The organism is Streptomyces bobili (assembly GCF_002154575.1).
Taxonomy (GTDB): Bacteria; Actinomycetota; Actinomycetes; order Streptomycetales; family Streptomycetaceae; genus Streptomyces; species Streptomyces bobili.
Genome location: NZ_MUBA01000189.1, coordinates 1 through 21671 on the forward strand (window position 1 = coordinate 1; position 21671 = coordinate 21671).

The window sequence follows — 21671 nt, forward strand, 5'->3', positions numbered from 1 at the left end:
GACGTGGCCTCGATCCGGCAGCCGCTCGGTGTCGTCGCCGGCATCACGCCGTTCAACTTCCCGGCCATGGTGCCCATGTGGATGTTCCCCATGGCCATCGCGTGCGGCAACACCTTCGTGCTGAAGCCGTCCGAGAAGGACCACGACGCGCTGCTGCGCCGCGCCCTCGCCGTCTGGGCCCGCCCCGGCGACCGGGTCCGCGTCTCGTCGACGCCCGGCACCCCGTCCGGCGGCCCGGCGGGACCGCCCCAGCTGCTGTACGCGGGCGATGTCGCCACGGCCCGCGTGGTCATCCTGTACGACGGCCTGCGCATCGCCCGCTACGCCGAACCGAAGGACGGCACGGCGGGGGCGGCGCTGGACTTCGCGCGGGTGGACGGCGCGACCGGCGCCGAGGCCGCGGCGGTGGTCCTGGACCGGGCCGACGGCAATGTCCGCTATCTCACGGCCCCCTGGGTGTCGAAGGCGGCCGAGCGGGATCTGTCCAAGCCGGGCGCCGGAGTGATGGACCTGACGCTGGCCGAGGGCATCACCTCGCCGCTGTCCAGCCCCGCCACCCGCGTCGGCGCCTGCACCACGTGGAACGTGCTCCAGGTGACCGACGCCTCGGGGTCGTATCTGCTGAGCGACCTCGGTGAGCTGGTGCCCGCCCGGCTGACCGCGGGGCGGCCCACCGCGCCGAAGGAGGCGACGGGCGCGGAGGCGCTGCGTAGCTGGGCGCCGTTCGCCTGCTCGCTGGGCGAGGTCCGGGCGCAGGGCGTGCGGTCGGTCAACGCCTGGGCGTACGCGCGTCAGCCGCTGCCCGACTCCGGCGGACAGGCCGGGTGGGTGTGCACGCGCGCCGACACCTGGCGGGGCGACGGGAGCCGGGTGCTGGCCCAGTTCCACACGCCGGGCGGGCTGTTCGGGGCGGTCACGGCGCAGGCCGGGGACGTTCCGGCCTGCGGTCCGCGTGATCCGCATGTGCTGGCCGGGGTGCTGTGGAAGTCGGAGGCGGGCAGCTGGTACCTCCTCGCCGCCGGCGACAAGGACACCGAGTCGGTACGCACGACGGGCGGGGTGCGTGCGTCCGGCAAGGGCAGCCAGCTGGCCGTCCCGACGAAGCAGGGGGCGCAGGCCGGGCTGGAAGGCACGCTGGAGGGCGGGCGGTCGATCCGGGGGCTGCACTGAGCGGCTCGCAGTCCGTGGCGGCCCGGCGAACTTTGAGCGTGCACAGGGGTTCACCCCCGCCTTACCCGTCAGTACATTGACACCATGTCTAACAAGAAGGGCGCCCGGACGCCCCAGCCGGTCGAGGACGAACGCGTCGCGCTCAAGGCGCGGAAGGTGTCCTTCTCCTGGGAGGGCACCCCGCTGCACTGGGTGCCGGGGGATCCCTTCGCCACGCACACCATCAACGTGCTGCACCTGCTGCTGCCGGCCGGTGAGCGGTGGTTCGTGCACGTGTACAAGCAGGTGCTGCCCCACATCCGGGACGAGCGGCTGCGCGAGGACGTCATCGGGTTCATCGGGCAGGAGGCCATGCACTCCCAGGCCCACGACGAGGTCCTGCCGCACCTGCGGGAGCAGGGGCTGGACCCGACGCCGTACACCGCGCAGATCGACTGGTTCTTCGAGAAGCTGCTCGGGGACCGCACGCTGCCGCCGGGGCGGGCGCGCCGCTGGTGGCTGCTGGAGCGGGTGGCGCTGATCGCGGCCATCGAGCACTACACGGCGTTCCTCGGCGACTGGGTGCTCAACGCCGGGGAGCTGGACCGGCGGGGCGCCGATCCGACCATGCTGGATCTGCTGCGCTGGCACGGCGCGGAGGAGGTCGAGCACCGCTCGGTCGCCTTCGACCTGTTCACGCATGTCGACGGCGGTTACCGGCGGCGGGTGCGGACCTGGGCGGTCGCGTTCGCCGCGCTGGTGTTCCTGTGGCAGCGCGGGGCCCGGTTCTTCATGGAGAACGATCCGACGCTGGTCGACGGCCGCGCCTCCTTCACGGCGTTCTACGTGCGCGGCCGGCGGGGCACGCTGCCGGCGACCGGCGCTCTGCTGAGGTCGATACCGCGCTATCTGAGCCGTACCTATCACCCCTCCCAGGAGGCGTCGACGGCGCAGGCGGTGGCCTATCTGGCCTCCTCCCCCGCCGCGCTGGCCGCCGAGTCCGCCACCACGACGGCCGACACCGCCGCCGAGGGCCAGGGCAAGAGCCAGGGCCAGGGAGCCGCGTGATGCCGAAGCCGCTGACCGTCGTCGCCTTCGCGGGCGCCGCGCTGCTGGTCCGGCGGGCGCTGCGGCGCCGTGTCCAGGGCTCGCCGCTGTGGCCGATGCCGGCCCTGGACGAGCCGGTGTCCGGGCGGCCCCGGTCGCGGGCGCTGCGGCTGCTGCTGGCCTCGCACGAGACCGTCGCCGAGGGGGTCGTGCAACTCCGCCTGGAGGGGCGGGAGTTGCCGGGCTGGGAGCCGGGAGCGCATCTGGACCTGGTGCTGCCGTCGGGGCTGGTGCGGCAGTACTCGCTGTGCGGGGACCCGGCGGACACCTCGTCGTACACCGTCGCCACCCGGCTCGTCGAGGACGGGCGGGGCGGCTCGCGGGAGGTGCACGAGCAGCTCCGGGAGGGCATGGAGATCGAGGTGCGGGGGCCGCGTAACCGTTTCCCGCTCGTCGACGCCCCCTCCTACGTGTTCGTGGCGGGCGGCATCGGGATCACGCCGATCCTGCCGATGCTGCGGTCCCTGCCGGACGGCGCCGAGTGGCGGCTGCTGTACTGCGGGCGGACGCGGGCCTCGATGCCGTATCTGGAGGAGGTCGTGCGGCTCGGGCCGGGACGGGTGACCGTGGTCGCCGAGGACGAGGACGGGCGGCCCGGCCTGGACGCGCTGTTCGCGGACCTGCCCGAGAAGGCCGCGGTCTACTGCTGCGGGCCGGAGGGGCTCCTGGCGGCGGTGGCGGAGCGGGTGCCGGACGTCCGGTTCGAGCGGTTCGCCGCCGGGGTGGTGAGCGGCGGCGCCTTCGAGGTCGAACTGCGGCGCAGCGGCAAGGTGTTGACGGTCGCGGCGGACTCGTCCGTGCTGGCGGCGGTACGGGCCGAGCTGCCGGACACGGCGTACTCGTGCGAGCAGGGTTTCTGCGGGACCTGCCGGCAGCAGGTGCTGGAAGGCGAGGTCGAGCACCGGGACGAGTGGCTGACCGACGCGGAGCGTGGCGACTCGATGCTGATCTGTGTGTCCCGGTCCCGGAGCGACCGTCTGGTGCTCGACATGTGAGGAGGCCGTGCGAACACCACGGTCGGTCCTGATCCGTTCGCGTCCGGATCCGATCGGTAAGGTGTTCGCATGACTACCGGGGTTCGCCGCAGAATGGGAGTGGAGGAGCGGCGGCAGCAGTTGATCGGCGTCGCTCTCGAACTCTTCGCCCGTCGTTCCCCCGACGAGGTCTCCATCGACGAGATAGCGGCGGCCGCGGGCATCTCGCGGCCGCTCGTCTATCACTACTTCCCCGGCAAACTCAGCCTGTACGAGGCCGCGTTGAAGCGGGCTTCGGAGGATCTGGCGAGCCGGTTCGCGGAGCCGCGCGAAGGGCCGCTGGGAGCCCGGCTGCTGCGGGTGATGCGCCGCTACTTCGACTTCGTCGACGCGCACGGCCCCGGGTTCTCGGCCCTGATGCGCGGCGGCCCGGCGGTCGGTTCCTCCACCACGAACGCGCTCGTCGACTCCGTGCGCCAGGCGGCCTACGAGCAGATCCTGTCGCATCTCGAGGTGTCCGAGGCGCCCGCCCGGCTGGAACTGGTCGTCCGCTCCTGGATCTCGCTCGCCGAGTCGACCGCGCTGATCTGGCTGGACGGGCGGCGCATCCCGCGCGAGGAGCTGGAGGTCAAGCTGGTGCGCGACTTCGCCGCCCTGACCGCCGTCACCGCCGCCTACGACGACGAACTGCGCGCCCTGCTGCGGCCGGCCCTGGGCAAGGAGCCGGCCGACGGCCCGTTCGGCGACCTGGTGACCCGGCTGATCGCGCTGGCGTCGTAGGGCGGTCCGGGCAGGCTGCCTACTCCTCGTACTTGCGGTACGAGGGGTCGAGGTCGCGTACCTCGGCGGAGGCGTGCACGGACAGTTCCGCCGCCGGCTTCACGTGCTGCCGCAGCAGTTCGAGGACCGCCTCGGTGAGCCTGGCCTTGGTCTCCTCGGTGCGGCCGGCCAGCAGCGCGATGTGGACGTGCACGAGGGCGTGGCCCTCGGTGTCCGGGCCGACGGTGACGTCCTCGGTGCGGCGGAACCGCGTCTTGCAGGCCGGGGGCTTGGCGGCGGCGATCTCGACCACGGCCTCGTGCAGCGCGGTGGCGAAGCCGGGCCGGTCGAAGTCGTCGGCGAGCCGGTCGGAGTAGTCGACGGTGATCTGCGGCATGGCACTCCTTCTGGACGGCCCGGTGGTGGGCGACAAAGGTCAGCCTATTGCGCGAGCCGCAGCGCCAGCATGGCGATGTCGTCCTCCCGTTCGTGGCCGAAGCAGTCGAGCAGGGTGTCGCACAGGGCGTCCAGGCCGGGCAGCGCGCCGGTGGCGGCGGCGCGCAGGTGCTCCATCGACACGGCGAGGTCGATGCCCCTGGTCTCGATCAGGCCGTCGGTGACCATCAGGAGCCGGTCGGTGGGGTCGAGGACCAGTTCGGTGGGCGGCGGGTGGGGCACGCCGAGGCCGAGGAGCGGGCCGGAGGCCTTGGCGTAGTCGGCGCCCGTGCCGTCGCGGATGATCAGCGGCGGGATGTGGCCGGCGTTGGCGATGCGGACGCGCCCGGTGCCGGGGTCGATGAGGACCAGGCAGAGGGTGGCGGTGACCTCGGGGTGGTAGTGCCGGAGCATCCGGTCCAGGCGCTCGGCGAGCACGGCCGGGTCGCTCTCCTCGACGCAGTGGGCGCGCAGCGCGTGCCGGATCTCGACCATGACGGTGGCCGCCTCCAGCGAGTGTCCGACGACGTCACCGACCGCGGCCAGGTGCCCCTCGGGGGTGCGCAGCGCGGCGTAGAAGTCGCCGCCGATCTCGGCGTCCCGTGACGCGGGCACGTAGCGGACGGCGACCTCGACGCCCGGCAGTTCGGGCAGCCGGTGCGGCTGGGGCAGGAAGCTGTGCTGGAGGGTGAGGGCGACGTGCCGCTCGACCTGGTACATGAGGAGCGGTTCGGCGGCGAGGACCGTGGCCTGGGCGAGCCGGGCCACCAGGGCCTCCTTCTCCGGGTCGACGCGGCGTACGCCCCGGGTGGGGGTGGCCAGGCACACCGCGGCCCGGCCGTCACCGGTGGGGATCAGCGCGAGCCGGGCGTCGTGCTCCACGCCGGGCCGGAAGAATCCGGCGGGCCACAGCGGTGCGGGCACGGTGGTGATCCGCACCCCGCTCTGTCCGCGGGTGAGCCGGCGGAGGAGGGCGGCCACGGCGCGGTGGGCGCCCGCGTCGGGCAGTGCCGGCGAGGTGCGGTCGCGGGAGGTACCGCGGTACAGCTCGTCGTCGGGGCCGAGGACGAAGACGGCGGCGGGGCCCGCGGTGAGGCGGGCGGTGCCGTCGGCCGCGGCGTCGGCGAGTTCCTGCGGGGAGCGGGCCGCCTGGACGGAGACGATCGTCTCCGACAGCAGGGACAGCCGCCGCGCCAGTGCGTGGTCGTCGGCGCGCAGCCGGGCGGCCCGGACGGCGGCCCGGACGACGGCGTCGACCTCCCCGGGCTGTGCGGGCATCGCGAGCTGGGCCTCGCCGCCCGCGTCCAGTCCCTGGCAGCGGTCCGCCGGGGCGAGCGGGGCGGCGGAGAAGTGCACGACGGGCAGCCCGGCCATGTGCGGGCGGGCCTTGATCCGACGGCACAGGTCGAAGCCGCTCATGTCGGGCAGGTCGACGTCGACGAGGGCCACGTCGGGCAGGGTGCCCGCGCGCAGCCGCGCGTCGAGTTCGGCGAGTGCCGCGCGGCCGGTGGTGGCCGTGGCGACCTGGTGGCCGGCCCGGCGCAGCAGCTTGCCCAGGGCGAACCGGCCGGCCGTGGAGTCGTCCACGACCAGTACGGTCACCTCGGTCCGCCTGCCGTTGGCGTCCATCCCCTCGACTCCCGGACACACCGGTGGAGCAGACCCGGTTCGAGGTCTGCTCCACCAAGGTAATGCGATTGTCAGGAAGTGCGGGTGAAAACGGCGACGGTTCGTGCCGGAACGGTGAAGGTGCCGGTCGGTGCCGCATAGTCCGCGGACTTCACGGTGGGGTCGGTTCCAGCGGCCTGCACGGGGTGCAGGCGGTATCCGGTCCCGGCCAGGGAGCCGACCCGCTGGCGCTGTGCGTCGGGCGTCGCGTTGAACACAACGACCAGATCACCGAGTTCCATGGTGATCACGCCGGGTGTCTCGTCCTTGCCGGACAGCGGGAAGGAGAGCGCCGACTGCACCCGGGCGGCCGTGCCGAGGGAGAACGCCTTCTCCGTCGTACGGATCCTCAGCAGGTCCTGATAGGCGGCGGAGGCGCCGTCGATCTGGGCGCAGCCGACCCCGACCTTGGTCAACAGTGGCTTGGCGTAGGGCCACTTGGCGGCGTTGTCGGCGGCCGGGGGCAGTCCGCCGGCGAAGCCGTTGCCGTCGGCGCAGTTCCAGTGGATGGCGTTGAACCAGTCTCCGCTGTCGTAGGAGTTGCGGTCGAGGGACTTGGAGCGCAGCAGGTCGGTGCCGGCCTGGGAGAGCGCCGGGCCCTGGGAGAGGGTGGCCGTGGCCATCGCCAGGACCTGCATGCGGGCCCGTTCGGCGGCGGAGGTGTCCGCCGGGAGCTTGAAGGCGAGGGCGTCGAACAGCGACTCGTTGTCGTGGGCGTCGGTGTAGGCGAGGGCGTCGCCGGGGGCGTCCGCGTAGCCGGCCGGGGCGCCGTTGTAGTCGACCTGGGCGCCGGTGACGTCCTTGCCGTCGGTGTCGGTGAAGCGGTAGGCAGCGAGGTTGCCGCTCAACCCGACCTTGATGAGGTCCTGGTAGTGCAGCAGGCGGGCCTTCTGCTCCGCCGGAGTTCCGTTGCCGGTCGAGGAGTTGGGGTCGGTGTAGAGGCCGGAGGCGAAGCCCTGGACGCCGGGGTCCTCGTCGAAGGGGCCGCCGCCGCGGACGGCGTCACGGGCCCGGTCGGAGAAGGTGGCGATGCCCGTCCCGGCCATGTTCTTCTGCGTGGCCTGGACGAAGCGGGCGTCGTCGGCGACCTCTCCGAAGTTCCAGCCCTCGCCGTACAGGATGATCTTCTTGCCGTCGACGCCGTCCTTGGCGAGGGTGAGCGCGTCGAGCGCCTTCCGGACGGCGAGGATGTTGGCCTTGGGGTGGTGGCCCATGAGGTCGAAGCGGAAGCCGTCGACCTTGTACTCCTTGGCCCAGGTGACGAGGGAGTCGACGACCAGCTTGCCCATCATGGCGTTCTCGGTGGCCGTGTTGGCGCAGCAGGTGCTGTTGGCGACCGAGCCGTCGGCGAGGAGGCGCTGGTAGTAGCCGGGCACGACCTTGTCGAGCACGCTGGTGGAGGCCTGTCCGGCGGCGGCGGTGTGGTTGTAGACGACGTCCATGACGACGCGCAGGCCGTCCTGGTTCAGCGCCTTGACCATCTCGCGGAACTCGACGGTACGGGCGGTGCCGTCGGGGTCCGTGGCGTAGGAGCCCTCGGGGACCGTGTAGTGGTAGGGGTCGTACCCCCAGTTGTAGGCGTCCTTGGCGGCGGCCTTGCCCACGCACTCCTGCTGCTTGTCGGAGTCGGCCGGGTAGGAGGCGAGGTCGCAGTCGACGGTCGCCTGGTCGGCCTTCTTCTCGGGGATGGTGGCGATGTCGAAGGCGGGCAGGAGGTGGACATAGGAGGTGCCCGACTTCACCAGCTCGCGCAGGTGCTTCGAGCCGTCGCTGTCGCGGTCGGTGAAGGCGAGGTAGGTGCCGGGGTCGGCGGCCGTGCGGTCGGCCACCGAGAAGTCCCGGACGTGCAGTTCCTGGATCTGTGCGTCCTTGAGGGGGACGGCGGCGGGCTTGGCCAGCTTCGACCAGCCCTTGGGCGCCAGGGACCTGTCGGCCAGGTCGACGACGAGGCTGCGCTCGGAGTTCGCGGTCAGGGCGACGGAGTAGGGGTCGGTGACCTTGTTGGTGACGACCTGGCGGACGCTGGGCGCCCACACCGTGACGGCGTACCGGTAGGCCTTGTTCTTCCAGGACTTGGGGCCGGTCACGGACCAGACGCCGGTGGCGTCGTTCCGCTTCATCCCGACGGTGGAGCCGCCGAGTTCCAGGGTCACCTTCTGCGCGGTCGGCGCCCAGACGGCAAGGGTGGGACGGCCGTCGCGGAACGTGGGACCGAGGTGAGCCTTCGTCGCGCCCGCGTACAGGTCGTCGAGGACGCCCGCGGTCTGCACACCGGTGGCGGCGAGGACGGCGCCGTTCACGGCCCGCTGGGAGGCGACGACCTGCCCGCGGAGGGCCTCGCGGACGCGGTCGCGGTCACGCGGGTCGACGGTCCAGGCGGTGGAGTTCTTCAGATGCGGGAACTTCGCCTTCTGGGCGTCGCTGAGCGTGCTCTTCGTGAGCCGCAGCCAGCGCTGGTCGGCGCCGGTGAGCGCGCCGTCCTTCGCCGCGATCGAGCCGGTGCGGGAGTACAGCAGCTGGGTGGAGGCAGCCGCCTCGGAGCCGTTCCAGGCGACGGTGTCGCGGTCGATCCAGACCGCCTTCGAGGTGCTCAGGTCGAGGGCCGCGGCGGAGCCGGCGGGCTGCGGCAGGAGGTACTTCTCCTGCCCGTCGAGGAGCCACACCTCGTGGCCGCTCGCCGTGAGATCCAGTGACTGGTCGGTGGGGAGGTCCTTCTCGTCGCCCTTGTGGAGGATGTAGCTGAGGCTGGTGGCGCCCTCGGTGAGGGGCACCTCGAAGACGGCGCCGTAACTGTCGGTGCGCACCGGTTTCAGCGGGTTCGACCACTCGGTGGGCTGCGCGGCGCCCGTCCAGGTGTGCAGGCCCCAGCCGTCGTAGGCGCCGTCGGCCCGGTGGTAGTGCAGGACGGCCTTGCTCCGGCCCTGCGCGGGCTGCTCGGGCCGTTCGGTGAGGACGGTCTCCTTGCCCTGTTCGATCCAGATCTCGCCGGTCTTCGTGACGTCGATGGTGCGGTCCGCGGAGACGTCCTTGTTGCCCTCCCCGTCGATGACGAGGAAGCCGACGCCGCTCGCGCCGGGCTTGAGCTTGACGTAGGCGAAGGCGCCGTACGCGTCGCGGCCGGTGAAGGGGTGACTGTCGGGCCAGTTCGTCGACTCGCCCTCGGCGAGGTCGCCCCAGGCGTACAGGCCCCAGTTCGGGTAGTCGCCGTCGGTGCGCTTGTAGTGGACGACCGCGTAGTCGCGGGAGGAGGCGGTGGGGGTCTCGGGCACCGGCGGGGTGCCGGTGGTGGAGGCGGCGGTCCGTGAGGCGGTCCGCCCGGCGGAGTCGATCACCACCGCCTTGTAGCGCAAGGCGGTTCCGGCCGGTACGTCCTTGCCGATGACCTGCGTGACCTTGTACGGGGCGTGGTCGGCGGAACCCAGTGTCCGCCACGGGCCGTTGCCGACCTGCGCGGCGAAGACGACGCGGTTGAGCCGGCCGCCGTCGGTGTCGGCGGCGATCTCGACGGTGCCGGTGGCTCCGGCGGCCGGGGCCTTGAGAGCGAGGGTGGGCTCGGTCGCAGGAGCGGTGGGCTTTCCGGCCGCCTTGAGCACGATCGCGGCGCCCACCGGGACGGTGACGGTGATCTTCTTGTCGGCGTCGGAGGTGACCACGGCGTCCGTGCCGTAGAGGCCGCCGAAGCGCATGCCCGCCGAACCGGTGGCGAAGGTCGCCGACTTGGCCTCGCTCGCGTTGTTGAAGGCGACCACGTACTCGGTGCCGTTCTTCGCGTCGGTGCGGGAGAAGGCGTAGACGCCCGCGCCGTCGGCCGCGTACCGCTCGGTCTGGATGCCGTCGGCCAGGGCCGGGTTGGCCTTGCGGAGCTGGGAGAGGGCGCTGATCTGCCGGTAGAGCGGGGCGCGGGTGTCGTAGGCGTCGTCGGCGTGGGTGCGGTCGGTGCCGATCTGGTCGTCGTCCAGGTAGTCGGCGGTGCGGGAGGCGAACAGGGTCTGGCGGGCGTCCTTGTCGCCGCCCGCGCCGGTGAAGCCCTGCTCGTCGCCGTAGTAGACGACGGGGTTGCCGCGGCTGAGGAACATCAGCTCGTTGGCGAGCTTGTCCTTGGCGAGGAGTTCGGCGTCGGTGGCCTTGGGGTTGTCCTGGTTCAGGAAGTGGCCGAGGCGGCCCATGTCGTGGTTGCCGAGGAAGGTGACCTGCTCGTAGGCGTTGGCCTTGTCGGTGGTGTACCGGTAGTCGTCACCGAAGACGGCAGCCAGCTTCCTGGCGCTGCCGCCCTGGGAGGCGTACTGGCGGGCCGCCTCCTGGAAGGGGAAGTCGAGGGTGGCGTCGAGGCGGCCCTGGGTCACGTACGGGGAGGTGACGGCCGTGTCGGCGGAGTAGACCTCGCCGAACATGAAGAAGTCGTCGCGGCCCCGCTTCGCCGCGTAGGCGTCGAGGGCGGTGGCCCACTGGGTCCAGAACTCCATGTTCACGTGCTTGACGGTGTCGATGCGGAAGCCGTCGACGCCGAAGTCGCGCACCCAGCGCTGGTAGATCTTCTCCATGCCCTGGACGACCTCGGGACGCTCGGTCCACAGGTCGTCGAGACCGGAGAAGTCGCCGTACGCCGAACTCTCGCCGGCGAAGGTGGAGTCGCCCCGGTTGTGGTACATCGTGGGGTCGTTGAGCCAGGAGGGAACCTTGAGGTTCCTCTTCGCCGACGGCACCGTGGGCGTGCGCGGGAACGCGTCGGCGTCCACGTCGGGAAAGTCCCCGGCGCCGCCCGAGGTGCCGCCCGCGTAGTCGGCGTCGTCGAAGGGCTCGCCGTCCTCGGTCAGGTACGGGAAGGCGCCCTTGGCGAGGTAGCCGTAGGACTTCTCCTCGTAGTCGACGACGTCGGCGGTGTGGTTGGTGATGACGTCGAAGAAGACCTTCATCCCCTTGGCGTGCGCCTTGTCGATGAGGGTCTCGAGGTCCGCGTTGGTGCCGAAGTGCGGGTCGACCTGGGTGAAGTCGGTGATCCAGTAACCGTGGTATCCGGCCGACGCGTCGTTCCCGGTGCCCTGGACGGGCTGGTTCTTGAATATCGGCGCCATCCACAGGGCGGTGGTGCCGAGGCCCTTGATGTAGTCGAGGCGCTGGGTCAGGCCCTTGAGGTCGCCACCCTGGTAGAAGCCCTTGTCGGTGGGGTCGTAGCCGGTGGCGAGGCGGGAACCGGTCAGCCCGCCCCGGTCGTTCTTCGTGTCCCCGTTGGCGAAACGGTCAGGCAGGACGAAGTAGAACTGCTCGCGGGTGAGGTCGTGCCGGGCGGCGGTCTTCGCCAGCGCCGCGTCGGAGGGAGGCGGCGGCGGGGTGGCGGCGCGGGCCGCGAGGGGCTGCACGAGGGCCGCCGCGAGGGCGACCGCGGTGACCGCGGCGACCCGTCCGGCATGGGTGGTGCGGCGCGTCCCGGGCGCCGGCCATCTCGGTGTCAAGGTGTGAACTCCTTGCGATTACGGCTCATTGGGTCCGACCCCTGCGCCACGGGACGACGGTGTCGCCGGGCGCCGGCGCGACCGTAACCCTGACGAAAGGCTTACAGCAAGGGTCGTGAAAGTAACAGAAAGAAATTTCAACGACCCTTGCTGTCAGGCGGTCAGCAGCTCGACTTGCCCGCGTAGATGGCCAGCGCGGTGTTCGCGCCCAGGGTGGCGGTGAACTGGCCGCTCGAACCGACCGTCACCGTCGTGTTGTTCTGCACGTTGCAGTAGGTCCCGGCGGGCAGTGCGGTCTGGTAGGTCCGGCTCAGGGAGCCGCTTTCGTGGTTGATGGCGACGTAACCCTTGGAGCCCCGGCCGAAGGCGATGGCGTCGCCGCCGTTGTCCCACCAGTTGGTCACCGACTGGCCGCGGGTGGCGTTGCGGAAGGCGACCATGCGCTGGATCTCCGGCCAGGCGTGCTGGCACTTCCAGCCGTTCTGCCAACAGGCGTTGACCGAGCCCCCGTTGGGCGGGCCGGCGTCCGTGTCGGAGAACTCGTAGCCGGAGTTGACGTCCGGGGCGCCGTAGGGCCAGGCCAGCATGAAGACGTTGGCCATCGTGTAGGTGGCGCCGTCCTTGTAGTTCAGCGTGGAGCCGTTGCGCTCGGTGTCGTGGTTGTCGACGAAGACGCCGGAGACGGAGCCGTTCATGTAGCCCCAGCCCTCGCCGTAGTTCTTCAGGTAGGCGAGGTTCTCGCTGTTGAAGACCCGCTTGAGGTCGTAGGCGTAGCGGAACTCCTGGACGTCCCCGTTGCCCGTGTACTCGGTGGGCTGGACGGCCTCGCCGCTGCCGTAGATGACCTCCTGCTTCCAGTAGGCGTTCGGGTTCGTCAGGCGGGACTTGATGTTGGCGAGGTCGACGGTGTCGATGTGCTTGGCCGCGTCGATGCGGAAGCCGTCGACGCCGAGGGTGAGCAGGTCGTTGAGGTACCCGGCGATCGCCCGGCGGACGTAGTCCTCACCGGTGTCCAGGTCGGAGAGGCCGACGAGTTCGCAGTGCTGGACGTTCCAGCGGTCGGCGTAGTTGCCGATCTGGGAGGTGCAGTCGTCGAAGTCGTACGAGGAGTACAGGCCGGGGTAGTTGTACTTCGTGTACGACGAGCCGCCGGTGCCGGTGCCGCCGCCCGCGGACATGTGGTTGACGACGGTGTCGACGACGACCTTCACACCCGCCGCGTGGCAGGTGTTCACCATGTTCTGGAAGGCCGTGCGGTCACCGAGACGTCCCGCGATCTTGTAGCTGACCGGCTGGTACGACGTCCACCACTGCGCGCCCTGTATGTGCTCGGCGGGCGGCGAGACCTGCACGTATCCGTAGCCGGCGGGGCCGAGCGTGTTGGTGCACTCCTTGGCGACGGAGGCGAAGTTCCACTCGAAGAGGACGGCGGTGACGTCCTTGGTGCCGGGCGGGGAGGCCTGCGCCAGCGACGGGGTCATGACAAGGGCGGCGGCCGAGAGGGCCAGCGCCCCGGAGAGGGTTCTGCGTGCCATGTGGGGTTCCTTCGACGTTGAAGGTTCTTGCTGAAAGATTCCCGCAACCTTGCGGTGACGCAGATGCTAGAGGCCCGTCGCCTGAAAGGGCAGCAGGCCGTGTGAAGTTGATGCAAGAAGTTTCGGGGGCCGTCAGGCGGTGGCGAACGGCGCCGTGGTGTCCGTCGGCACCTTCACCTGACACCCCCCACCCTCAGCTCGTCGGTGAACGGAATACGAACTGAATCTACGGACAGGTTACGACCCGTCCCCGCCTGACATATTCCGCCCGATCGAGCTGTGCGCCCTGTACTTTTGCGGACGTTGATCCAGAACTATCTTTGGGGGGAAGTCGGTCATGAGCAGGATCGCGAAGATCAGGGCCGTAGGAATTTCGGCCATCGCCGTAACCGCGCTGGGAGTCACCTACGCGGGGGCCACCGCATCCGCTTCTCAGTCCGCCGCGGGCGCCGTGTCGGCGGCTCCGGGAGATGTCTACAAGGCCACGGCAGTGCGCGACATCGGCAGTACGTACACGCAGGTCGTCGCTCTGACGCTGCCTGCCGGGACCTACACCTTGACCGGTTCGGCCCACCTGATCTACGCGGACCAGGCGAGGTGCAGGGTCACTGCAGGACCCAACATGACAACGCCTCGCGGTAGCGGTTACAACGAGGCTTCGCTCAGCGCGACGGGGACCGTCACACTGGCGAGTGCGGGCAAGGTCCAACTGCTGTGCAGCAGCGAAAAGATCCTGCCTGTGCCCCAAAATGCCGGTGCCAACGGCACGCTCGTGGCTACCAGGGTCGGACTTCTCAATGACCAGGGAACAGGCGCGCTGTAATTCCCTCGGCCGAGCCGACCCCTTTCTCGGCCCGAATACCCGCGGCTTTCCGGCGTACTGCCGAAGCGGCAGGGGCCCGCTGCCCCCGAACAACTGGGTCGGCGGGCCCTACCCCCTCAGGTCGGCCTCAGGTCAGGCCGTCGTGAACCACACCGTCGTGTCCGCCGGCACCTTCGCCTCGCCGTCCGCCTCGGTCAGCTCACCGCTGGCGAGCAGGACGGGGCCGTACGCCGGAGTCGTCACCGACTCTCCACTCGTGTTGGCGACGCACACGAACTCACCGCGCCGGAACGCCAGGACGCCCTCCGGGGCGCGCAGCCACTCCACCGAGTCGCCCGCGCCGAGATCCGGCAGGGACCGGCGCAGTTCCAGCGCCGAGCGGTACAGCTCCAGCGTCGAGCCGGGCACGCCCTGCTGGGCCTGGACGCTCAGCTCGCCCCACCCGGTGGGCTGCGGAAGCCAGGAGCCGCCCTCGCCGAAGCCGTACGAGGAACCCTCACGGGTCCACGGGATCGGGACGCGGCAGCCGTCGCGGAAGCCGTCCTGGCCCGCGCCGCGGAAGTACGCCGGGTCCTGGCGCACCTCGTCGGGCAGGTCGACGACGTCCGGCAGTCCCAGCTCCTCGCCCTGGTAGACGTACGCCGAGCCGGGCAGCGCCAGCATCAGCAGGCTGGCCGCGCGGGCGCGCCGCAGGCCCAGCGCGCGGTCGCCCGCCGTGCGGATCTGGGTGCCGAGGCCGGGCGGGTTGGCGAAGCGGGTGGCGTGCCGGGTGACGTCGTGGTTGGACAGGACCCACGTGGCGGGGGCGCCGACCGGGCGCATGGCGTCCAGGGTGCGGTCGATGACGACCTTCAGCTCGGCCGCGTCCCACTCCGTCGCCAGGTACTGGAAGTTGAAGGCCTGGTGCAGTTCGTCGGGACGGACGTAGTTGGCGGTCCGCTCGACGGTCGGGGTCCACGCCTCGGCGACGAAGATGCGCTCGCCCGCGTACTCGTCGAGGACGAGACGCCACTGCCGGTAGACCTCGTGCACGCCGTCCTGGTCGAAGAACGGCATGACATCGTTGCCCAGCAGCTTCAGCTGGTCGTGGGAACCCAGGTCGGGCAGGCCCTCCGCCTTCACCAGGCCGTGTGCCACGTCGATGCGGAAGCCGTCGACGCCGATGTCGAGCCAGAACCGCAGGATGGAGCGGAACTCGTCGCCGACGGCCGGGTGTTCCCAGTTGAAGTCGGGCTGCTCGGGCGCGAAGAGGTGCAGGTACCACTCGCCGGGGGCGCCGTCGGGCTCGGTGATCCGGGTCCAGGCCGGGCCGCCGAAGATGGACTCCCAGTCGTTGGGCGGGAGTTCGCCGTGCGCGCCCTTGCCGGGGCGGAAGTGGTAGCGGTCCCGGAGGGGGGAGCCGGGGCCTTCCGCGAGCGCCCGCTTGAACCACTCGTGCTGGTCGGAGGAGTGGTTGGGGACCAGGTCGACGATGATCCTCAGGCCCAGGTCGTGGGCGTCGCGGATCAGGGCGTCGGCGTCCAGCAGGTTGCCGAACATGGGGTCCACGGCACGGTAGTCGGCGACGTCGTAGCCGGCGTCGGCCTGCGGCGAGGCGTAGAAGGGGCTGAGCCACACGGCGTCCACGCCGAGGCTTCGCAGGTACGGGAGACGGGAGCGTACGCCCTCCAGGTCACCCATGCCGTCGCCGTTGCTGTCGGCGAAACTGCGCGGGTACACCTGGTAGATGACCGCGTCCCGCCACCAGTCGCCGCGCTGCGCGACGGTGGCGACGGCCGGGTCGGGCCGGGTGGTCGGGGCCGGGGCGGCGGAGTGCTGCTGGCTCATGGCTTCCTTGATGCGGTGGGGGTCCCCTGGCTCGCGCGAGGTCGAGCGTGGGGGACGAGTCATCGGGATCAGGCGTGCATACAGCTGTCGTACAGGGTCGTACACGGTCGTACGGCGGTGCTGACGAGGCGGCCGCGGTCACAGCGGGGTCGGATGGTGACCGCGGCCGCCTCGGGTCTGGTGGGGCCGGCCCTCCCGACGGAGGGTCCGGAGGGTCAGCCCTTGGTGCCGCCGGCGGTCAGGCCGGTCACCAGGTTCTTCTGCACGAGGTAGAAGAACGCGGAAACCGGTATCGCGATCAGTACGGCGGTGGCGGCCATCAGGTTGCGCTGGGCGTCGTGCTCGCTGACGAAACTCTGCAGTCCGACGGCAAGCGTGTACTTCTCGTCGTCCAGCAGGAACGTGGTGGCGAAGGCGACCTCGCCGAAGGCCGTGATGAAGCTGTAGAACGCGGCTACCGCGAGGCCCGGCTTGGCGAGCGGCAGGATCAGCCGCGCGAAGGTGCCGAAGGGGCTCAGTCCGTCGACCCGGCCGGCCTCGTCGATCTCGAACGGGATGGTGTCGAAGTAGCCCTTGAGCAGCCAGGCGCAGTACGGCACCGCGGTCGTGCAGTAGACCAGGATCAGGCCGAGGTAGGTGTCGATGAGCTGCAGGTCCGAGAGGATCTGGTACATCGGCACCATCAGCACGGCGACCGGGAACATCTGGGTCACCAGCAGCACCCACATGAACTTGCGGTAGGCCGGGAAGCGCATGCGGGACACGGCGTAACCGGTGGTGGCGGCGATCATCACGCCGATCACCGTGGTGCCCAGCGACACGATCAGCGAACTCTTCAGCCAGTCGAAGAAGTTCGTGTTCTGGAGGACGAACGAGTAGTTGTCCAGGGTCATCTTGGACCAGATGCCCCCGGGGTGGAGGTAGTCGTCCTTGTCCGGGCCGAGGGAGAGGTAGACCAGCCAGGCGATCGGGAAGAGCGCGATCAGCGAGGCGGTGATCAGCACGCCGTGCGAGGCGAGCGAGGTGACGATCCCGCGCTGTCCGCGCCCGGTGCCCTTGGCGGGGCCGGCCGCGGGCCGCTCGGTCGCGTCGGCGGAGGTCTCGACGGTGGTGGTACTCATGGGAACTCCTGCCTCAGATCGCGAGCTGCTGCTCGTTGCGGTTCAGCCAGCGGCGGTAGAACGAGGTGAAGACGATCAGGATGGCCAGCAGCAGGATGCCGTAGGCCGCCGACTGGGCGAAGTCACGCGGCTGCTGTCCGAAGCCGAGGTAGTACGCCCAGGTGACAAGGATCTGGGCGTCCGGCGCGGTGGTGCCGAACAGCAGGAAGATCACGGCGAACTGGTTGAAGGTCCAGATGACGCCGAGGAGCACGACGGTCGAGCTGACCGACCGCAGGCCGGGCAGGGTGACGTAACGGAACCGCTGCCAGGCGTTGGCGCCGTCCATCTCCGCGGCCTCGTAGAGCGTGGAGTCGATGGACTGGAGGCCGCCCAGCAGGGAGACCATCATGAACGGCACACCGCACCAGGTGTTGACCATGATCGCGGCGAACCGCTGCCAGAAGGTGTCCTCCAGCCACAGCGGTGTCGGCAGGTGCAGGCTTTCCAGGGCGGAGTTGATGATGCCGCCGTCGGAGAGCATGAACCGCCAGCCGAAGACGGTGACGAAGGTCGGCACGGCCCAGGGCAGGACCAGGATCAGCCGGTAGAAGGTGCGTCCGCGCAGCTTCTGGTTGAGCAGGAGGGCGAGGCCGAGACCGATGGTGTAGTGCAGGCCGACACAGGCGGCCGTCCAGACGATCGTCCAGATGAAGTGCGACCAGAAGCGGTCGTAGGCGGTTTCGCCCCACAGGATGTCGGCGTAGTTGTCCAGGCCGATGAACTTGTAGGTGGCCTCGATCTCGTTGGCGCCGATCGTGCGGCCCGTGTTGAGGCTGTTGGCGTCGGTGAGGGTGAGGTACATGCCGTACCCGAGGGGGTACAGCACGAGAACGCCGAGGACGATCACCACGGGGGCGATCATGACGTAGGCGTACCAGTGCTTCTGGTAACCGTGCTTCAGGCGCTGACCCAGCCCGGGGCGCGGCGCGTCACCGCGGCGCTTGCCGGTCGCGCGGTCGATGGCGACTGTCATGGTTCGACACCTTCTGGAAATTCGAAGAGATCAGGGGCGGGCTGGGACAGGCCGGTGGCCGCCGGATCACCCCACGTGCGCGGGGTGATCCGGCGGCCACTCGGGGCTCACTTGCTGAAGTCCGGCACCAGCTTGGCGATGGCGGTCTCGGCGTTGCTCAGGCCCTTGTCGAGGGAGACCTTGCCGCCCGCGATCTTGGGCAGTTCGGTGTCCAGGGGGCCCCACAGGGAGCTGTACTCCGGCAGCGCCGGGCGCGGCTGGGCGGCGGACAGCACCGTCTGGTAGCCGGCGATGCCCGGGTCGGCCTTGACCTCGGCGGTGTAGGCGTCGTCGCGGGTCGGCAGCGTGGAGTTCTTCTGCGCGACGGCCGCCTGGGACTTCGCGGAGGTCATGAAGTTGAGGAACTTCAGCGCGGCCTTCTGGTGGGCGGCGTCCGAGCCGGCGTAGACCGAGAGGTTGTGGCCGCCGGTCGGGGCGCCCGCCTTGCCGGTGGAGCCGGCCGGGACGGTGGCGATGCCCAGGTTGCCCTTGTCCTTGAACGCCGAACCCTTGTAGAAGTTCGTGATCTCCCACGGGCCCTGGACGATCGCGGCGACCTTGCCGTTGACGAAGGCGTCCTGGATGTGGGCGTAGGCGTCGGCGGTGGTGTCCGCCTTGTGCAGGCCCTTGCCGTCGAACAGGCCGAGCCAGGTGCCGTACGCCTTCTTGGCCTCCGCCGAGTTGACGGTGATCTTCTTGCCGTCGGCGTCGACCGTGTCGGTGCCCTCGCCGTGGAGGAAGGACTGGGCGTAGTAGGCCTGGGTCGAGCCCCAGTAGCCGTCCACTCCGGTCTTGTCCTTGATCGTGGCGGCGGCCTTCTTCAGGTCGTCCCAGCTCTTGGGGGCCTCGGTGATGCCGGCCTTGGCGAAGAGCGCCTTGTTGTAGACGAGCGCGAGGGTGTCGGTGACGATCGGCACGCCGTACGTCTTGCCCTCGTACTTCGCCTGCTCGATCAGGTTCGGCTTGAACTTGGCCTGCTCGGCGAGGGCCTCGGTGCCGTCGAGCGGCAGGAAGAAGCCCTTCTTGGCGAAGGCGGGGGTCCAGCCGACCTCGGAGCGCAGCACGTCCGGCGCGCCCTTGGAACCGGCGGCGGTGTCGAACTTGTTCTGCGCCTGGTCGAAGGGGACGTTGACGTACTTGACCTTGACGTCCTTGTTGGCGGCCTCGAACTCCTTGACCAAGGCCTGGTACGTCGGCGCCTCGTTCGTGGCGTTGGACGTGTCCCACCAGGTGATGGTGACCGGGCCGTCGGCCGAGTCGCCGCTGTCGTCACTGCCGCCGCAGGCCGTCGCCGCGAGGGCGAGGGACGCCACCAGCGCGGTGGCCGCTATGCCACGCCGCATTGAGTTCTCCTTGAGGGTGAAAGCCCGTGTTGCTCAGGAAACGGCCCCGTCCGCCGTCCCTGTCGACTTGCCGACTGCACCTTTGGGGCGGCCGGGCGTCCAGAACGTAACAGCGATGTAAGCGTTGCGAAAGAGCTTGCAGAAAAGAAGTGCAAGGGATCTCCGAAGTTATTCGGGCGTGACCTGTTGGCGACCGTCATGAGACGCTTGTTTCCAACGGTGGAGCGGTCAGAGACGGGTTGTGCAAGACTCTGCAAGCTCTTGCCATCACTTTCACGAGGGAGTGCGATGACGCAGCAGCCCGGCCGGGGCCGTCCAACAGGTCGCCCGCGGCGCCCGTTTGGTGTGCAAGGGGACACCTGGCCGGTACAGTCCACCCCTGTGACCACACGGCTTGCCGACATCGCCGCGCAGGCGGGCGTGAGCGAAGCGACCGTCAGCCGCGTCCTCAACGGGAAGCCCGGCGTCGCTCCCACCACCCGCCAGTCCGTGCTCGCCGCACTGGACGTCCTGGGCTACGAGCGCCCCGTCCGCCTGCGCCAGCGCAGCGCGGGCCTGGTCGGTCTGATCACGCCCGAGCTGGAGAACCCCATATTCCCGGCCCTGGCCCAGGTCATCGGCCAGGCTCTGACCCGCCAGGGCTACACGCCCGTCCTCGCCACCCAGACCCCGGGCGGCTCGACCGAGGACGAGCTGACCGAGATGCTGGTGGACCGCGGGGTGGCCGGCATCATCTACGTCTCCGGTCTCCACGCGGACACCACCGCCGACATGCAGCGCTACGAACAGCTGCGCGCGCAGGGCGTGCCCTTCGTCCTCGTCGACGGCTTCTCCCCCAAGGTGCAGGCGCCGTTCATCTCCCCCGACGACCGGGCGGCGATGACCCTGGCGGTCACCCACCTCGCGTCCCTGGGCCACACCCGGATCGGCCTGGCCCTCGGCCCCAAGCGCTTCGTGCCGGTCCAGCGCAAGATCGAGGGCTTCGTCCGCGCCATGCAGGACACCCTCGGGCTGAACGCGGAGACGGTCGAGCAGGACATGGTCCAGCACTCCCTCTACACACTGGAGGGCGGCCAGGCCGCCACCATGGCCCTCATCGACCGCGGCTGCACGGCGGTGGTCTGCGCCAGCGACATGATGGCCCTCGGCGCGATAAGGGCGGCCCGCCAGCGCGGCCTGTCCGTCCCCCACGACATCTCCGTCGTCGGCTTCGACGACTCCCCGCTGATCGCGTTCACCGACCCGCCGCTGACGACGGTCCGCAAGCCGGTGCCCGCGATGGGCCAGGCCGCGGTGCGCACCCTGCTGGAGGAGATCGGCGGTACGCCGGCCCCGCACAGCGAGTTCGTGTTCATGCCGGAGCTGGTGGTCCGCGGCTCGACGGCCTCGGCCCCCGGTGACCGCAATCGTCCGTAGGTCGGAGAGGCCCGTTTTCGGGCAGTACGTTCGCCGTATCCCCTGAGGGCCCGCGGGTGGAAGAACATGCGGGCCGTATCGGACCAGGGGATGATCGGAGAAGAAGGCTTTTCTGGCAGACTCTCTGTCCATGGGTGAATCGACCGTGACGTCACTGGAAGGCCGCGAACAGGCCGTTCCAGCGCCTGTGACGGCCGCACAACGCCCGGGTCCGCTGCCGCGCCTGCGCACTCCGCGCCGCCCGCGCCTCTGGTTCGAGATCCTGCTGATCGCGGTGAGTTACTGGACGTACTCACTGATCCGCAACGCGGTCCCGGAGCAGCGCGCCGAGGCCCTGCGCAACGCCGACTGGATCTGGCGGATGGAGCACCACCTCGGCATCGCCGTCGAGGAGTCCGTCAACCATGGCGTCAACGCGGTGACTTGGCTCATCGTCGGCATGAACTACTACTACGCCACCCTGCACTTCGTGCTGACCCTGGCCGTACTGATCTGGCTCTACCGAGTCCACCCCGGCCGCTACGGAGCAGCACGCCTGACCCTGTTCGCCACCACAGCCGTGGCATTGGCCGGTTACTACCTGTATCCACTGGCTCCCCCACGCCTGATGAACGGCAACGACTTCATCGACACGGTGGTCGTCCACCAGACCTGGGGCTCGATGGCCTCGGGCGACCTCAAGAACATGTCGAACCAGTACGCCGCGATGCCCTCGATGCACATCGGCTGGTCCCTGTGGTGCGGCCTGACGATCTTCACCCTGGCCAAGCTCCCCTGGGTCCGCATCCTGGGCCTCCTCTACCCCACGGCCACCCTGATCGTCATCGTCGCGACGGCGAACCACTTCTGGCTGGACGCGGTGGGCGGCATGATCTGCCTGGCCTTCGGCTACACGGTGACCCGCACCTGGTACGGAGCCCTCCCCCAGTCCCTGCCGCGACACCCCCCACAGAACCCATAGCCACATACGGCAGCGATGGCCGTGAGGAATGGCCGAAACCCACGGAGGC

The 21671-nt window shown here is 70.1% G+C and carries 15 protein-coding genes; 7 read left to right on the top strand and 8 right to left on the bottom strand.

Annotated features, from left to right (window positions below):
• The 4 genes from BZL64_RS15960 to BZL64_RS15975 all read left to right on the top strand — a co-directional run.
• The coding region (locus BZL64_RS15960) for an aldehyde dehydrogenase family protein (protein WP_143663166.1) at positions 1 to 1170 on the top strand (1170 nt) is incomplete at its 5' end.
• A gap of 84 nt (positions 1171 to 1254) precedes the next feature.
• Complete coding sequence (locus tag BZL64_RS15965; protein WP_086769855.1) at positions 1255 to 2217, top strand: metal-dependent hydrolase; 963 nt, start codon at positions 1255 to 1257, stop codon at positions 2215 to 2217.
• Positions 2217 to 3251, top strand: coding sequence for a PDR/VanB family oxidoreductase (locus BZL64_RS15970; protein WP_086769856.1), 1035 nt, complete (start codon positions 2217 to 2219; stop codon positions 3249 to 3251). The genes BZL64_RS15965 and BZL64_RS15970 overlap by 1 nt, the downstream gene beginning before the upstream one ends.
• Before the next feature lie 69 nt (positions 3252 to 3320).
• The gene (locus tag BZL64_RS15975) at positions 3321 to 4010 is read left to right on the top strand and encodes a TetR/AcrR family transcriptional regulator (RefSeq protein WP_086769857.1); all 690 of its coding nucleotides are present in this window, start codon (positions 3321 to 3323) and stop codon (positions 4008 to 4010) included.
• Positions 4011 to 4029: 19 nt separating this feature from the next.
• Here the strand turns inward: BZL64_RS15975 and BZL64_RS15980 are convergent, their stop codons facing one another.
• From BZL64_RS15980 to BZL64_RS15995, 4 genes are all read right to left on the bottom strand, one after another.
• Positions 4030 to 4386, bottom strand: a complete 357-nt coding sequence (locus BZL64_RS15980; protein WP_086769858.1) for a 5-carboxymethyl-2-hydroxymuconate Delta-isomerase — start codon at positions 4384 to 4386, stop codon at positions 4030 to 4032.
• Positions 4387 to 4430: 44 nt separating this feature from the next.
• Positions 4431 to 6053, bottom strand: a complete 1623-nt coding sequence (locus BZL64_RS15985) for a fused response regulator/phosphatase (protein ID WP_086769859.1) — start codon at positions 6051 to 6053, stop codon at positions 4431 to 4433.
• A gap of 71 nt (positions 6054 to 6124) precedes the next feature.
• Positions 6125 to 11542 (bottom strand): pullulanase-type alpha-1,6-glucosidase, encoded by a 5418-nt coding sequence (gene pulA / locus BZL64_RS15990; protein ID WP_086769860.1) that lies wholly within the window; start codon positions 11540 to 11542, stop codon positions 6125 to 6127.
• A 161-nt stretch (positions 11543 to 11703) separates the two neighbouring features.
• Positions 11704 to 13077 (bottom strand): alpha-amylase, encoded by a 1374-nt coding sequence (locus tag BZL64_RS15995; protein ID WP_086769861.1) that lies wholly within the window; start codon positions 13075 to 13077, stop codon positions 11704 to 11706.
• Between the two features lie 337 nt (positions 13078 to 13414).
• Between BZL64_RS15995 and BZL64_RS16000 the strand changes: the two genes are divergently transcribed.
• Positions 13415 to 13900 (top strand): hypothetical protein, encoded by a 486-nt coding sequence (locus tag BZL64_RS16000; RefSeq protein WP_086769862.1) that lies wholly within the window; start codon positions 13415 to 13417, stop codon positions 13898 to 13900.
• 132 nt (positions 13901 to 14032) lie between these two features.
• Here the strand turns inward: BZL64_RS16000 and BZL64_RS16005 are convergent, their stop codons facing one another.
• From BZL64_RS16005 to BZL64_RS16020, 4 genes are all read right to left on the bottom strand, one after another.
• Complete coding sequence (locus BZL64_RS16005; RefSeq protein ID WP_086769863.1) at positions 14033 to 15727, bottom strand: glycoside hydrolase family 13 protein; 1695 nt, start codon at positions 15725 to 15727, stop codon at positions 14033 to 14035.
• 215 nt (positions 15728 to 15942) lie between these two features.
• Positions 15943 to 16848, bottom strand: coding sequence for a sugar ABC transporter permease (locus BZL64_RS16010; RefSeq protein WP_086769864.1), 906 nt, complete (start codon positions 16846 to 16848; stop codon positions 15943 to 15945).
• A 13-nt stretch (positions 16849 to 16861) separates the two neighbouring features.
• The gene (locus BZL64_RS16015; protein ID WP_086769865.1) at positions 16862 to 17863 is read right to left on the bottom strand and encodes a carbohydrate ABC transporter permease; all 1002 of its coding nucleotides are present in this window, start codon (positions 17861 to 17863) and stop codon (positions 16862 to 16864) included.
• Between the two features lie 107 nt (positions 17864 to 17970).
• The gene (locus BZL64_RS16020) at positions 17971 to 19245 is read right to left on the bottom strand and encodes an extracellular solute-binding protein (RefSeq protein WP_086769866.1); all 1275 of its coding nucleotides are present in this window, start codon (positions 19243 to 19245) and stop codon (positions 17971 to 17973) included.
• 381 nt (positions 19246 to 19626) lie between these two features.
• On the opposite strand from BZL64_RS16020, the gene BZL64_RS16025 reads away from it, so the two are divergent.
• Positions 19627 to 20661, top strand: coding sequence for a LacI family DNA-binding transcriptional regulator (locus BZL64_RS16025; protein WP_266455895.1), 1035 nt, complete (start codon positions 19627 to 19629; stop codon positions 20659 to 20661).
• A gap of 130 nt (positions 20662 to 20791) precedes the next feature.
• On the top strand, positions 20792 to 21622 hold the full coding sequence (locus BZL64_RS16030) for a phosphatase PAP2 family protein (protein WP_086769868.1): 831 nt from the start codon (positions 20792 to 20794) through the stop codon (positions 21620 to 21622).
• The last annotated feature ends 49 nt before the right edge of the window (positions 21623 to 21671 follow it).

Coding starts and splice junctions, on each gene's coding strand:
- BZL64_RS15965 (WP_086769855.1), top strand. CDS start 1,255: ATGTCTAACAAGAAGGGCGCCCGGACGCCCCAGCCGGTCGAGGACGAA.
- BZL64_RS15970 (WP_086769856.1), top strand. CDS start 2,217: ATGCCGAAGCCGCTGACCGTCGTCGCCTTCGCGGGCGCCGCGCTGCTG.
- BZL64_RS15975 (WP_086769857.1), top strand. CDS start 3,321: ATGACTACCGGGGTTCGCCGCAGAATGGGAGTGGAGGAGCGGCGGCAG.
- BZL64_RS15980 (WP_086769858.1), bottom strand. CDS start 4,386: ATGCCGCAGATCACCGTCGACTACTCCGACCGGCTCGCCGACGACTTC.
- BZL64_RS15985 (WP_086769859.1), bottom strand. CDS start 6,053: ATGGACGCCAACGGCAGGCGGACCGAGGTGACCGTACTGGTCGTGGAC.
- BZL64_RS15995 (WP_086769861.1), bottom strand. CDS start 13,077: ATGGCACGCAGAACCCTCTCCGGGGCGCTGGCCCTCTCGGCCGCCGCC.
- BZL64_RS16000 (WP_086769862.1), top strand. CDS start 13,415: ATGAGCAGGATCGCGAAGATCAGGGCCGTAGGAATTTCGGCCATCGCC.
- BZL64_RS16005 (WP_086769863.1), bottom strand. CDS start 15,727: ATGAGCCAGCAGCACTCCGCCGCCCCGGCCCCGACCACCCGGCCCGAC.
- BZL64_RS16010 (WP_086769864.1), bottom strand. CDS start 16,848: ATGAGTACCACCACCGTCGAGACCTCCGCCGACGCGACCGAGCGGCCC.
- BZL64_RS16015 (WP_086769865.1), bottom strand. CDS start 17,863: ATGACAGTCGCCATCGACCGCGCGACCGGCAAGCGCCGCGGTGACGCG.
- BZL64_RS16020 (WP_086769866.1), bottom strand. CDS start 19,245: ATGCGGCGTGGCATAGCGGCCACCGCGCTGGTGGCGTCCCTCGCCCTC.
- BZL64_RS16030 (WP_086769868.1), top strand. CDS start 20,792: ATGGGTGAATCGACCGTGACGTCACTGGAAGGCCGCGAACAGGCCGTT.